Origin of the sequence: Hydrogenophaga luteola, from assembly GCF_042648585.1 — a bacterium.
In the GTDB taxonomy this organism is placed as follows: Bacteria; Pseudomonadota; Gammaproteobacteria; order Burkholderiales; family Burkholderiaceae_C; genus Hydrogenophaga; species Hydrogenophaga luteola.
In genome coordinates this window covers 106,385-118,847 of sequence record NZ_JBHRXX010000005.1, presented here as the reverse complement: position 1 = coordinate 118,847, position 12,463 = coordinate 106,385, and the positions used below count along the sequence as shown (strand labels likewise).

10 protein-coding genes and 1 riboswitch are annotated in these 12,463 nt (G+C 71.4%); all 10 genes read right to left on the bottom strand.

All coding sequences use genetic code 11. The features are described 5' to 3' along the window. Window positions 1-95: 95 nt before the first annotated feature. The 10 genes from thiD to ACFOPI_RS10575 all read right to left on the bottom strand — a co-directional run bounded on the left by thiD (window position 96) and on the right by ACFOPI_RS10575 (window position 12,332). Window positions 96-1,682: a bifunctional hydroxymethylpyrimidine kinase/phosphomethylpyrimidine kinase gene (gene thiD / locus ACFOPI_RS10620; protein WP_382173659.1), complete on the bottom strand. Its 1,587-nt coding sequence runs from the start codon at window positions 1,680-1,682 to the stop codon at window positions 96-98. Then, entirely contained in the window at window positions 1,679-2,458 is a 780-nt protein-coding gene (locus ACFOPI_RS10615; RefSeq protein WP_382173657.1) for a thiazole synthase, read from the bottom strand. Before ACFOPI_RS10615 ends, thiD begins: the two co-directional genes overlap by 4 nt. Window positions 2,459-2,461: 3 nt before the next feature. Next, window positions 2,462-3,742 carry an 8-amino-7-oxononanoate synthase gene (bioF, locus tag ACFOPI_RS10610; protein WP_382173656.1) on the bottom strand — a complete coding sequence of 427 codons (1,281 nt, stop codon included), beginning with the start codon at window positions 3,740-3,742 and terminating at the stop codon, window positions 2,462-2,464. Between the two features lie 102 nt (window positions 3,743-3,844). Further along, on the bottom strand, window positions 3,845-4,504 hold the full coding sequence (bioD, locus tag ACFOPI_RS10605) for a dethiobiotin synthase (protein ID WP_382173654.1): 660 nt from the start codon (window positions 4,502-4,504) through the stop codon (window positions 3,845-3,847). Next, window positions 4,501-5,799: an adenosylmethionine--8-amino-7-oxononanoate transaminase gene (locus ACFOPI_RS10600; RefSeq protein ID WP_382173653.1), complete on the bottom strand. Its 1,299-nt coding sequence runs from the start codon at window positions 5,797-5,799 to the stop codon at window positions 4,501-4,503. Before ACFOPI_RS10600 ends, bioD begins: the two co-directional genes overlap by 4 nt. After that, window positions 5,796-6,188, bottom strand: a complete 393-nt coding sequence (gene panD, locus ACFOPI_RS10595; RefSeq protein ID WP_382173652.1) for an aspartate 1-decarboxylase — start codon at window positions 6,186-6,188, stop codon at window positions 5,796-5,798. The genes ACFOPI_RS10600 and panD overlap by 4 nt, the downstream gene beginning before the upstream one ends. A 29-nt stretch (window positions 6,189-6,217) precedes the next feature. Then, on the bottom strand, window positions 6,218-6,415 hold the full coding sequence (thiS, locus tag ACFOPI_RS10590; RefSeq protein ID WP_382173651.1) for a sulfur carrier protein ThiS: 198 nt from the start codon (window positions 6,413-6,415) through the stop codon (window positions 6,218-6,220). After that, window positions 6,409-7,569 carry an FAD-dependent oxidoreductase gene (locus ACFOPI_RS10585; protein WP_382173649.1) on the bottom strand — a complete coding sequence of 387 codons (1,161 nt, stop codon included), beginning with the start codon at window positions 7,567-7,569 and terminating at the stop codon, window positions 6,409-6,411. Before ACFOPI_RS10585 ends, thiS begins: the two co-directional genes overlap by 7 nt. Window positions 7,570-7,572: 3 nt before the next feature. Then, a complete protein-coding gene (thiC, locus tag ACFOPI_RS10580) occupies window positions 7,573-9,465 on the bottom strand; it encodes a phosphomethylpyrimidine synthase ThiC (protein ID WP_382173648.1) in 1,893 nt (630 codons plus the stop codon). Between the two features lie 101 nt (window positions 9,466-9,566). Further along, window positions 9,567-9,682: riboswitch (TPP riboswitch) on the bottom strand. Window positions 9,683-9,728: 46 nt separating this feature from the next. Further along, window positions 9,729-12,332 (bottom strand): cation-translocating P-type ATPase, encoded by a 2,604-nt coding sequence (locus ACFOPI_RS10575; protein WP_382173647.1) that lies wholly within the window; start codon window positions 12,330-12,332, stop codon window positions 9,729-9,731. Between the last annotated feature and the right edge of the window lie 131 nt (window positions 12,333-12,463).

Here is a 12,463-nt window from a genome sequence, read left to right as displayed (position 1 = left end):
AAAAATGCCGGTGCCCCGGGGCGTCTGGCGCCCCGGTCGCCCGGCGGTTGGCAAACCCGTGAACCTTACCAGAGCCTAGGGTTAACCCTTATCACCTACCGGAGGCCGGCATGGGGCACCGGCAGCGAGGGGTGCGGCAGTGCCGGTACCTGGGCCTGCGCTGCGGCGGACCGCCCTTCGACCCACGCCGCGCGCCAGGCGGGCAGGGTTTGCGACGGGTCCTCGCCCAGGCCCCGCACCACGCAGCCGCCGGCCGCCCCGGCCGCGGCCACCGCTTGCAGCTGCGCCGGTTCCAGGATGCCGCCGATGCCCACCACCGGCGCCGGTGCCATGTGGGCCCACCAGGCCAGGTTGTCCAGGCCTTGCGGCCGCCAGGGCATGTCCTTGGTGGTGGTGGGCCAGACCGGACCGCAGGCGATCAGGTCGGGCAGCAGGCTGGCCGCACGGCACAACTCCCAGAGGCTGTGTGAACTGAGACCCAGCTGCACGCCTCCGTCTCGCGCGCCCTGCAGCGCCGCATGGTCGGCGGGGGCGAGCGCCAGCAGGTCTTCCTGCCCCAGGTGCAGGGCGCGGGCGCCGGCCTGCAGCGCCGCGTGCCAGTGGTCGTTGATGACGAGCGTGACGCCGGCCACGTCGGCCGCGCGCTGGCTGCGGGCGATGGCGGCGCGCAACTGCGCGGCCCAGGCGCCGTCGTCCAGGTCCGCGGGCCTTTTCATGCGCAGCTGGATGGTGTCCACCGTGGGGGCCGCGCGCAGCACCATCTCCACCCGCTCGGCGCTGTCGACGATGGCGTAGACCCCGGGCTCGCGGCCGCGAGTGCACTCTGGCCAGCCGGTGGGCGCCTGCTCACCCACTGACAGCCGCGGCAGCAGGGACGCATCGGCGCCAAAGCCTTCCCGGGCCACCACCGGTCCGGCGCCACGCCCCACGGCGCGCGCGTGGCGCAGGGCGTGCGTGGTCGCCATCTTGGCCAGCACGGCGGCGTCGGCCGCCACGAAGCCCAGCGCCAGCGCCGCGGCCAGTGAGGTGGTGAACGTGCAGCCGGTGCCGTGGTGGTGGGGTGTGTCCACCCGCGGCAGCGTGAGCCAGCCGCGCGCGTGCGGCGTGTCGATCCAGTCGTGTGAGAGCGCAGGCGTGGCGGCGTCGCCGCCGGTGACCACCACCGCCTGCACGCCCTGCGCACGCAGCGCCGAGGCCATGGCCGGCACACCGCTGCCGCCGTCCGGGCCGAGCAGGCGCACTGCTTCGTGCTGGTTGGGCGTGACCACGGTCGCGCGGGGCAGCAGCTCCTCGCGGTAGACCCGCATCAGCGCCTCGTCCACGAAACCGGCGCCGGTGCTCGCACGCAGCACCGGGTCGATCACGAAGGCCAGCGGCGCGCGCAGGCGCAGCCGGTCCACCCAGTGCGCGACCACCTGCGCATTGGCCGCGCTGCCCAGCAGGCCGGTCTTGATGACGGTCGGCGGCAGGTCCTCGGCCAGTGCGGCCAGCTGGGCGTCCAGCAGGTCGGGCGGTACCGCGTCGATGCGGGTCACCGCGGTGGTGCTCTGCGCGGTGACGGCGGCGACCACGGGGCACAGGTGCACGCCGAAGGCGTCGGCCGCGCGCTGGTCGGCCGCCAGGCCCGCGCCGCCGCCGCTGTCGGTGCCGGCGATGCTCCAGAGGATGGGGAGCGTGTTCATGCGATCAGGAAGGGGTGTCCGCTGACGGGGGTCGAGGCCACGGCCATGTCCTGTGGCGCCATCACGCCAGCCTCGAAGGCAGCGCGGCCTGCCTCGATGGCCAGGCCAAAGGCGTGCGCCATGCGCACCGGGTCCACGGCCTGTGACACGGCGGAGTTCAGCAGCACGGCGTCAAAGCCCAGCTCCATGGCCTGCGCCGCGTGGCTGGGTGCGCCGATGCCGGCGTCCACCACCAGCGGCACACCCGGCAGGCGCGCGCGCAGCGTGCGCAGTGCGAACGGATTGATCAGGCCCTGGCCCGAGCCGATGGGCGCGCCCCAAGGCATCAGCACTTCGCAGCCCGCGTCCCGCAGGCGCTGGCAGGTCACCAGGTCGTCGGTGCAGTAGGGAAAGACCGCAAAGCCGTCCTTGATCAGCTGCGCCGCCGCCTCCACCGTGCCCCAGGGGTCGGGCTGCAGGGTGTGCTCGTCGCCCACCACTTCGAGCTTGATCCAGCGCGTGCCGTACAGCTCGCGCGCCATGTGGGCCAGGGTAATGGCCTCGCGCGCCGTGCGGCAGCCGGCGGTGTTGGGCAGCAGGCGCACGCCGCTGTCGACGATGCCCTGCACGAAGCCGTTGTCGCCGGCCGCTGCCAGGGTGCGGCGCAGGCCGACGGTGACCACCTGCGTGCCGCTGGCGGTGATCGCCTCGCGCAGCACCTGGGGCGAGGGGTAGCCCGCGCTGCCCAGGAAGAAGCGGCTGGACAGCTCGGTGCCATAGACGGTGAGGGTGGACATGGTTCAGGCTCCGTGAGAGACCGTGGGCGGGGTGGCCGGTGCGCACGCCAGCCGGTCCAGCGCCTGGACCAGCCGGTGGATGTGGTCTTCGGTGTGGGCGGCCGAGAGCGCGATGCGCAGCCGCGCCGTGCCCTCGGGCACGGTGGGCGGGCGGATGGCCGGCACCCAGATCCCTTGCTCGCGCAGGCCTTCCATGACGGCCAGTGCCTCGGCGTTGCCGCCGATCAGCAGCGGCTGGATGGGCGTGTCCGAGTGGCCGAGCCGCCAGCCGCTCTTCGCGAGCACCGGTTGCAGGCCCTCGCGCAGCTGGGCGATCCGGTGCTGCAGCTGCACCCGGCGGTCGTCGCCCTGCTCGATCAGTCGCAGGCTGCTGCGCAGCGCGCAGGCCAGCAGGGCCGGTGCGGCGGTGGCGAAGATGTAGCTGCGGGTCTTCTGCAGCAGCCACTCGACCAGGTCGTCGGGCCCGGCCACGAAGGCGCCGGCCACGCCCGCGGCCTTGCCCAGCGTGGCCATGTAGAGCACGCGGCGCGAGGCGCCGGCCCTGCCTCCGATGTCCGTGAGGCCCACGGCGGCCAGGCTGCCTCGCCCCTGCGGGCCGCAGACGCCGAAGCCGTGCGCGTCGTCCAGCAGCAGCAGCGCGTCGTGCCGTTCGCACAGGGCCAGCAGCGCGGGGATGTCGGCGACGTCACCGTCCATGCTGAACACCGCGTCGCTGATCACCAGCTTGCGCCGGGCTGGGCTGGCGGCGAGCTGCTGTTCAAGGTCCGCCAGGTCGGCGTGGGCGAAGCGGTGGATGCGGGCGCGAGAGAGCCGCGCGCCGTCGATCAGGCAGGCGTGGTTGAGCGCGTCGGAATAGATCGCGTCGCCGTCGCCCACCAGGGCCGGCACGATGCCGATGTTGGTGGCGTAGCCGGCGTAGAAGTACAGCGCGCGCGGCAGGCCCAAGAAGGCCGCCAGTTCATGCTCCAGCGCCTCGTTGGCGGTGCTGTGGCCGCTGACCAGGGGCGAGGCCCCGGCGCCCACACCGAAGCGGCGCGCGCCCTCGCAGGCGGCATCGGCCAGATCGGGATGGCCGGCCAGGGCCAGGTAGTCGTTGCTGCAGAAAGCCAGCATCTCGCGCCCGTCCACGCGCAGCACCGCGCCGCTGGGGGTGTCGCCCGCGGGCTCGACCGCGCGGCGGCGGCGGCGCAGGTGGGCCTCGTCCAGCGCCTGCAGGCGCTGCGGGATCTCGTCGAGCCAGGAGGTCGACGAAGGGGTGAACGGGGCGTTCGTGTCGTTGTTCATGGATAGGTGTCACTGTCCGGGGCGCCCGTGGAACCGGCTATGCCGGGCCACAGGGTGCGTCCCCCCGGGGGGAAGACGCGAAGCGGCGCAGGGGGGCACTGCTCATGGCAGTTCGATGGGCACCGCGCGGAAGTCGGGCGTGGTGCTGTGGGGAATGTCGGCCAGCAGCGGCGCACCCAGGCGCTGGCGCAGGAAGGCGATGTTCTCGTCGGCCGCGGCCATGCCGGGGTCGATGCGGTTGGCCACCCAGCCCGCCAGCGTGAGGCCGCGCGCGCGGATGGCTTCGGCGCTCAGCAGCGCGTGGTTCAGGCAGCCCAGGCGCAGCCCCACCACCAGCAGCACCGGCAGGCCCAGGGCCTGCGCCAGGTCGGCGCCGGTGTGTTCGGGTGTGAGCGGCACCAGGAAGCCGCCCGCGCCTTCCACCACCACCGCGTCGGCGCGCTGCGCCAGTGCGCGCTGGCAGGCCACCAGGTGGTGGATGTCGATGCGGGTGCCCGCTCGCTCGGCCGCCAGGTGCGGGGAGAGCGGGTCGGGCAGGCGCACCGGGTTGTCCAGCGCGGGTGGCACCCGCACGGAGGAGGCCGCACGCAGGGTCATGGCGTCCTCGCTGTCCCAGCCATCCGGCGTGGGCACCAGGCCGGCAGCCACGGGCTTCATGCCCACGACGCGCGGGTGGCGGCGCGCCAGCGCGTGCAGCAGCGCGCAGCTCACCAAGGTCTTGCCCACGCCGGTGTCGGTGCCGGTGACGAAGAAGGCGGTCATGGGGTTTCTTCCGAAAGCGTGGCCTCCAGCGCGGCCAGCGCACCGTGGGTCAGGTGCTGCATCGCCTCTTCGTCCAGCACATAGGGCGGCATGAAGTACAGCGTCTTGCCGATGGGTCGCAGCACCAGGCCGCGCGCCAGCGCATGGCCCTGGTAGCGGCGCGCGAAGTCGGGCAACGATGTCTCGATGTCCCAGGCCCAGATCATTCCCTGGCGCCGCGCGTGCTGCACGCGCGGGTGCGTGGTCAGCGGCGCCAGCAGCGCGTCCAGCGCCTGCGCGGTGTCGTGGTTGCGGGCCAGCGCGTTGGTCTGCTCGAACAGGTCCAGCGTGGTCAGCGCAGCGCGGCAGGCCAGCGGGTTGCCGGTGTAGGAGTGCGAATGCAGGAAGCCGCGCGCCACGTCGTCGTCGTAGAAGGCGGCGTAGACCGCGTCGGTGGTCAGCACCGCCGACAGCGGCAGCGTGCCGCCGGTCAGGCCCTTGGACAGGCACAAGAAGTCGGGCCGGATGCCGGCCTGTTCGTGCGCGAACAGGGTGCCGGTGCGGCCGAAGCCGGTGGCGATCTCGTCCACCACCAGGTGCACGCCGTAGCGGTCACACAGCGCGCGCGCCTGGCGCAGGTAGGCGGCGTCGTGCATGGCCATGCCGGCGGCGCACTGCACCAGCGGCTCCACGATCAGCGCGGCCGTGGTCTCGTGGTGTTGCGCGAGCCAGTCGGCCAGCGCAGCCGCAGCGGCGTCGGCCCCGATGCCGCGCCGGTCGGGGCTGGGCACGGTGGCGGCCAGCCGCACCAGCGGCGCGTAGGCCTCGCGGAACAGGGCGATGTCGGTCACGGCCAGCGCACCCACGGTCTCACCGTGGTAGCCCCCGGCCAGGCCGACGAAGCGGCTCTTGGCCGGGCGCCCGCTGTTGCGCCAGAAGTGGGCGCTCATCTTGAGCGCGATCTCGGTGGCCGAGGCGCCGTCGCTGGCGTAGAAGGCGTGGCCCAGGCCGGTCAGCGCCGACAGCCGCTCCGAGAGCTCCACCACCGGCGCGTGCGTGAAGCCGGCGAGCATCACATGGTCCAGCGTGGACATCTGGTCGGCCAGCGCGGCGCGCATGGCGGGGTGGCTGTGGCCGAACAGGTTGACCCACCAGGAGCTCACGGCGTCGAGGTAGCGGGTGCCGTCGGTGCCGTACAGCCACGGGCCTTCGGCGCGCGCGATGGCCACCGGCGGCAGGGCCTCGTGGCGCTTCATCTGCGTGCAGGGGTGCCACACGCTGCGCAGGCTGCGCTGCGCCAGGTCGGCGGTGTTCACTTCGCCTGTTCCTGTGTTTGCACCGGCACGTGGTCGCGCGAGCCGTTGGCGCGGTTGTGATCATCGACGAACACCAGCTTCGGCTTGTGCGTGGCCACCTGGTCCTCGTGCACCTGCGCGAAGGCCGCGATGATGAGCAGGTCGCCCGCCGAGGCGCGCCGCGCGGCCGAGCCGTTGACCGAAATCATGCCGCTGCCGCGCTCGCCCTTGATGGCGTAGGTGATGAAGCGTTCGCCGTTGTTGATGTTCCAGATGTGGATCTGTTCGTTCTCGGCGATGTCGGAGGCGTCCAGCAGGTCTTCGTCGATGGCGCAGGAGCCTTCGTAGTGCAGTTCGCACTGGGTCACGGCGACGCGGTGGATCTTGGACTTGAGCAGGGTGCGGAACATGGTGGGGTCTCCGGGTTCGGTGAGTGGGGTCAGCCGCCGACGATGGCCTGGAAGGTCAGCACGGTGTCGTTGGGCTGCAGGACGGTGTTGGCGCGTTGGTCGCGCGGCACGAAGGCGCCGTTGACGGCGGTCGCGATGGTATCGGGGTCCAGGCCCTGCTCGTCCAACAGCCGGGCCAGCGTCAGGCCCTCGGGGCACAGCAAGGTGAGGCCGTTGAAGTTCAGCATAGGTCGACGTGGGCAGAGGCTTGATCCAGAACAGTCGCAGAACGGGCTTCGCCCGGCCGCAGGCTGTGTCCCCCCTCCGGAACGGGAGGGGGGAAGCCGCGTAGCGGCGCAGCGGGGAGTCCCAGTGCAGCGAGCGCATCCTGCGCGAGCGCCGGCGCCAGCAGCCAGCCATGGCGGTACAGACCGTTGATGCGCAGCAGGCCGTCTTCGGTGTCGATGCGCGGTTCGTTGTCCGGCCGGGCCGGGCGCAGGTTGGTCTCCAGGTGCACGATGCGCGCCTCGGCCAGCTCGGGCATCACGCTCTGCGCGGCGGCCATCAGCTCGACCGCGCTGCGCAGGCTCACGGGAGAGCGGTCTTCGCTCTCGATCTCGCTGGCACCGATGACGATGTGGTCGCCCGGCCGCGGCACGATGTAGACGCGGTGGCGCGGGTGCAGCAGGCGCACCGGCCGGTGCAGGGGCACGCCGGGCGCCTGCAGCCAGACCACCTCGCCGCGCACGCCTCGCACCGGCAGGTCGGGCCGTGCGCCCGTGCCGCGCACGTCGATGGCGAGGTCGAAGCGCTGTTCGCTGCCATCGTCCAGCACGATGCGGCCCGGGGCGACCGATGCCACCGTGTGCTGCCAGCGCCAGCGCACGCGCGGCGCGGCTGCGCACAGCGCGGGCAGCACCTGCAGCGGCAGGATCTGTCCCTCGCCCGGCAGCAGCCAGGCGTGCAGGCGCGGGTCGATAGCGGGCTCCAGCGCGGCCAGTGCGGCGCGGTCCAGCCGCTGCGGGGTCTGTACCACGCCGGCCAGGTCGGGCGCCTGGGCCAGCCGGGCCAGCACGCGCTGGGCTGCGCCCAGGTCGCTGCCGTGCGCCACCAGCAGGCTGCCCAGGGTGCGGAACGTGTCTGGTTGGGACAGTTCATCGGTGATCTCGCGCCACAGCACCATCGAGCGCCAGCCCAGTGCTGCGATGGCGGGGCCGCTGTTGTCCAGCTCGGCCAGCGGGCTGAGCATGCCCGCCGCGGTGAAAGCCGCCGGCCCCCGGCCGTCGCTGCGGGCCTGCGGGCCATTGGCCGGATCGAACACCGTCACCTCGTGCGTGCCCGCCAGCTGCCAGGCGAGCAGCCGGCCCAGCAGGCCAGCGCCCGCGATACCGATGCGCGCCATGGCTCAGGCCTTGTTTTTCAAGGAGTCGACGGGCACGTAGAACTCGCCGCCCACTGCCTTGAACTCTTCGCTCTTGCGTGCCATGCCGTCGGCCAGGGCCTGCTCTTCGCTCAGGCCTTTCGCCGCGGCGTAGTCGCGCACGTCCTGCGTGATCTTCATGCTGCAGAACTTCGGCCCGCACATGGAGCAGAAATGCGCCTCCTTGCTGGAGTCCTTGGGCAGGGTTTCGTCGTGGTAGGCCTCGGCGGTCTGCGGGTCCAGGCCCAGGGCGAACTGGTCGCGCCAGCGGAACTCGAAACGCGCCTTGCTCATGGCGTCGTCGCGCGCGCGCTGGCCCGGGTGGCCCTTGGCCACGTCGGCCGCGTGGGCGGCGATCTTGTAGGCAATGATCCCCTGCTTCACGTCGTCGCGGTCGGGCAGGCCCAGGTGTTCCTTGGGCGTCACGTAGCACAGCATGGCGGTGCCCATCCAGCCGATCATGGCGGCGCCGATGGCGCTGGCAATGTGGTCGTAGCCCGGCGCGATGTCGATGGTCAGCGGTCCGAGCGTGTAGAACGGCGCTTCCTGGCAGTGCTTGATCTGCTCGTCCATGTTGGCCTGAATCATGTGCATGGGCACATGGCCGGGACCTTCGATCATGGTCTGCACATCGTGCTTCCAGGCGATCTGCGTCAGCTCGCCCAGCGTGCGCAGTTCGGCAAACTGAGCTTCATCGTTCGCGTCGGCGCCCGAGCCCGGGCGAAGGCCATCGCCCAGCGAGAAGGTCACGTCGTAGGCCTTCATGATTTCGCAGATCTCTTCGAAGTGCGTGTACAGGAAGTTCTCTTTGTGGTGGGTGATGCACCACTTGGCCAGGATGGAGCCGCCGCGCGAGACGATGCCGGTGCGGCGCTTCGTGGTGAGGTGGATGAAGGGCAGGCGCACGCCGGCGTGGATGGTGAAGTAGTCGATGCCCTGCTCGGCCTGCTCGATCAGCGTGTCGCGGAAGATGTCCCAGGTCAGGTCTTCGGCCACGCCGCCCACCTTCTCCAGCGCCTGGTAGATCGGCACCGTGCCAATGGGCACGGGCGAGTTGCGCACGATCCAGTCGCGCGTGGTGTGGATGTTCTTGCCGGTGGACAGGTCCATCACCGTGTCGCCGCCCCAGCGGATGGACCACACGAGCTTTTCAACCTCTTCCTCGATCGACGAGGTCACGGCCGAGTTGCCGATGTTGGCGTTGATCTTCACCAGGAAGTTGCGGCCGATGATCATCGGCTCGACCTCGGGGTGGTTGATGTTGGCGGGAATCACCGCGCGGCCGCGTGCCACCTCGTCGCGCACGAACTCCGGCGTGATCACGTCGGGAATGCGCGCACCCATGGGGTTGCCGCGCAGGCGCGCCTCGCGCTCGGCGTCGCCCAGGTATTCGCGCATCCACTCGCGCTTGCCGTTCTCGCGGATGGCGATGTACTCCATTTCGGGGGTGACGATGCCCTGGCGTGCGTAGTGCATCTGCGTCACATTGGCGCCAGCCTTGGCGCGCAGCGGCTGGCGCTGCAGGCCGGCGGCTTCGGCGCGCAGGGCCTCGATGCGTGCATCCGCAGTCTCACCGTGCTTGCCACCATCGTCCAGTGCCACGCGGGTGCGGCCCTCATAGGCCTCGGTATCGCCGCGCGCGGCCACCCATTCGCTGCGCACGGGCGCCAGACCACGGCGGATGTTGATGTCGGCGGCAGGGTCGGTGTAAGGGCCGGACGTGTCGTAGACCGTGACGGTCTCGCCGTTGGTCAGTGCGATCTCGCGCATGGGCACCTGCACGCCGGGCTGAGCGCCGGGCACATAGACCTTGCGCGACTGGGGGAAGGGCTCGCGCGTGAGCGTGAGCAGCTGCTGGAGCTTGTCGGGGGCGTTCATCGGGCGGTCTCCTGAGTGAAAAAGCTGTTGCGGAAACGAACAGCTCCGGAGGACCGCCTGGAGGGACCATGGGTGTGGACGGATGCATCCCGTCCATGGGTCCTTCAAGGCAACGCTCTTCTTTCGCCGGTACTAGCCGGATCAAGTTCACGGGTTCGGTGTGTCACACCATCTCAGCGCCGGGCCTTGTCAGGCCCGTGCACCCCGGAGCAGGCGCGCAGTGTAGCGTGGTTCTTTGCGGGGCGCCAAATGCCCCTCGCCGGTCAGGCCTGGTTGCGCCGTCTGCGCCGTACCTGCTTGATGGTCTCGAACCAGAGCACGCTCAGCAGGCCGAGCCCGCAGGCCGCCGCGAGTTCGTGCCAGGGCAGCGGCGCGAAGCGCAGCACCTCCACGGCCCAGGGCACGTACAGCGCCGCCAGCAGCAATGCCAGGGTCAGCACCACCACCAACCAGAGCGCACGGTTGGGCGTGCCCAGCGTGGCCCAGAATGGCTCGGTGGCAGACCGGTTGGACAGGATCAGCGCCAGGTTGCCGACCACCAGGGTGGCGAAGGCGAAAGCGCGGGCCTCTTGCTCAGGCAGACGGGGAGCCGCCCAGGCAAAGGCTCCCAGCACGGCCGTCAGCACACCCAGGCCCTGCAGCAACGCCAGCCACAGGGTCACACCCCCGAACAGCGGCGCGCTGGCGTCGCGCGGCGGACGCTGCATCAGGTCGCCTTCGGCGGGTTCGTTTTCAAACGCGACCGAGCAGGCGGGGTCGATGATGAGTTCGAGCAGCGCGATGTGCATCGGGAACAGCAGCGCCGGCCAGCCGAACAGCACCGGCAGCAGCGCCGTGCCGGCGATGGGCACGTGCACCGCCAGGATGTAGGACATGGCCTTGCGAAGGTTGTCGAAGATGCGCCGCCCCAGCCGCACCGCGCGCACGATGGCCGCGAAGTCGTCGTCCACCAGCACCAGCGAGGCCGCCTCGCGCGCCACGTCGGTGCCGCGCAGCCCCATGGCCACACCCACGTGCGCGGCGCGCAGCGCGGGCGCGTCGTTCACGCCGTCGCCGGTCATGGCCACGATGTCGCCGCGCGCCTTGAGCGCCTGCACGATGCGCAGCTTCTGCTCGGGCGCGATGCGGGCGCAGACGCTCACGTTGGCCATGCGCGCGCTCAGCGCGGCGTCGCTGAGCGTGGTCATTTCGTCGCCGGACAGCACCTCGGCCTGCGGACCTGCCAGGCCGGCCTGCTGTGCGATGGCCCGCGCCGTGGCCGGGTAGTCGCCGGTGATCATCACCACGCGGATGCCGGCGGCGCGGCACTCAGCGATGGCTGCCGGCACCTGCGGGCGCACCGGGTCGGCCAGGCCCAGCAGCCCGACGAAGCTGAAGTCGAAGTCGTGTTCGCCTGCCGGCCAGTCCTGGCCCTCGAACGTGCCGCTCGCCACACCGAGCACCCGCAACCCCTCGGCGGCCAGCCTGTCCACCACGCCCGCGATGTGGGCCCTCTGCGCATCGTCCAGGTGGCACAGGTCCATCACGGCCTCGGGCGCGCCCTTGGCCGCGACTGTCTGTGCCCCGCCGTCCGATGCCGCCCACACATGCGACATCGCGCGCAGCGCCGGGCTCAGCGCATAGGTCTGCACCAGCCGCCAGTCGCGGTGCAGGTGCTCGGTGTCGGTGAGGAAGCGCTCGCCCAGTTGGTGGAACGCCTTTTCCATCGGATCGAACGGGTCCACCACGCTGGCCAGGATCGAGAACTCGACCAGCGTGTGGAAGGCCTCGGGCAGGGGGGCACCGGCCAGGGCATCCAGCGCCAGCCGGTCCGGCAGGTCGACCCCGCCCGCGGCCAGGTGCGTCACCGTCATGCGGTTGCCGGTGAGGGTGCCGGTCTTGTCGCTGCAGAGCACCGTGGTCGCGCCCAGGGTCTCGATCGCATTGATGCGCCGGGTGAGCACGCCTTCCCTGGACAGGCGGCGGGCGCCCAGCGCCGGGAACACGGTCATCACCACCGGGTACTCCTCCGGCAGCATCGCCATGGCCAGGGCGATGCCGGCCAGCACCGCCTGCAGCCAGTCGCCGCGCACCAGGCCATGCACCACCATCAGCGCCATGCTCAGCACCAGCGCCAGCAGGGCGAGGTTGCGCACCAGGCGGGTGGTCTGCTTCTGCAGCGGAGAGGTCTCGTTGTCGACCTGGCCCAGTGCGGTGCCGATGCGGCCGATCTCGCTGCGCGCGCCGGTGGCGGTGGCGCGCGCCAGGGCATGGCCTTGCACGATCAGGGTGCCCGCGTAGACCATGGGCAGGTCTTCGCCACCGGGGCGCGGGCTGCCCGGGCCCTCGGCGGTGGCCGGTGCTGCCGACAGTTCGTCCGGCAAGGCAGGGCGCTTGCTCACCGGCACCGCTTCACCGGTCAGCAGCGATTCGTCGGCATGCAACCCATCGGCCGAGACCAGCAAGGCGTCGGCCGGCACCCGGTCGCCTTCGCTGAGCTGGAGCAGGTCACCGCGCACCACCTCGCTGCCCGCGATGCGCTGCGGCGTGCCGTCCCGCACCACCAGGGCGCGCGGGCTCGTCAGGTCGCGCAAGGCTTCGATGGCGCGCTCGGTCTTGCCCTCCTGGTACAGCGTGAGGCCCAGCGTGATCACCACGAAGGCCATCAGGGTGAGGCCTTCCCGCAGGTCGCCAAACACCATGTAGAGCGAGGCCGCCGCCAGCAGGAGCAGGAACATGGGCTCGCGCGCCGTGTCCAGCGCGATGGACAGCAGGCTGCGGCGCTGACCGCCGGGCAAAACATTGGGCCCGTCGGTCGCGAGTCGCTGCGCTGCTTCTGCAGTGGTCAGCCCGGTGTCGGTGCCGTGTGCGTTGTTGTCGCTGTTCAAGGGGGGCTCGCGAGGTTCCTGGCCGGCGGCAGCGCCAGCGCAGGGAATCTTGCGCCAGTGTGCACCCGGGTCCGTGCGCTGTCGAACATACGCAGGCGCTGCTTCCGCCTATCGTCGTTGTTCCGCAGCAC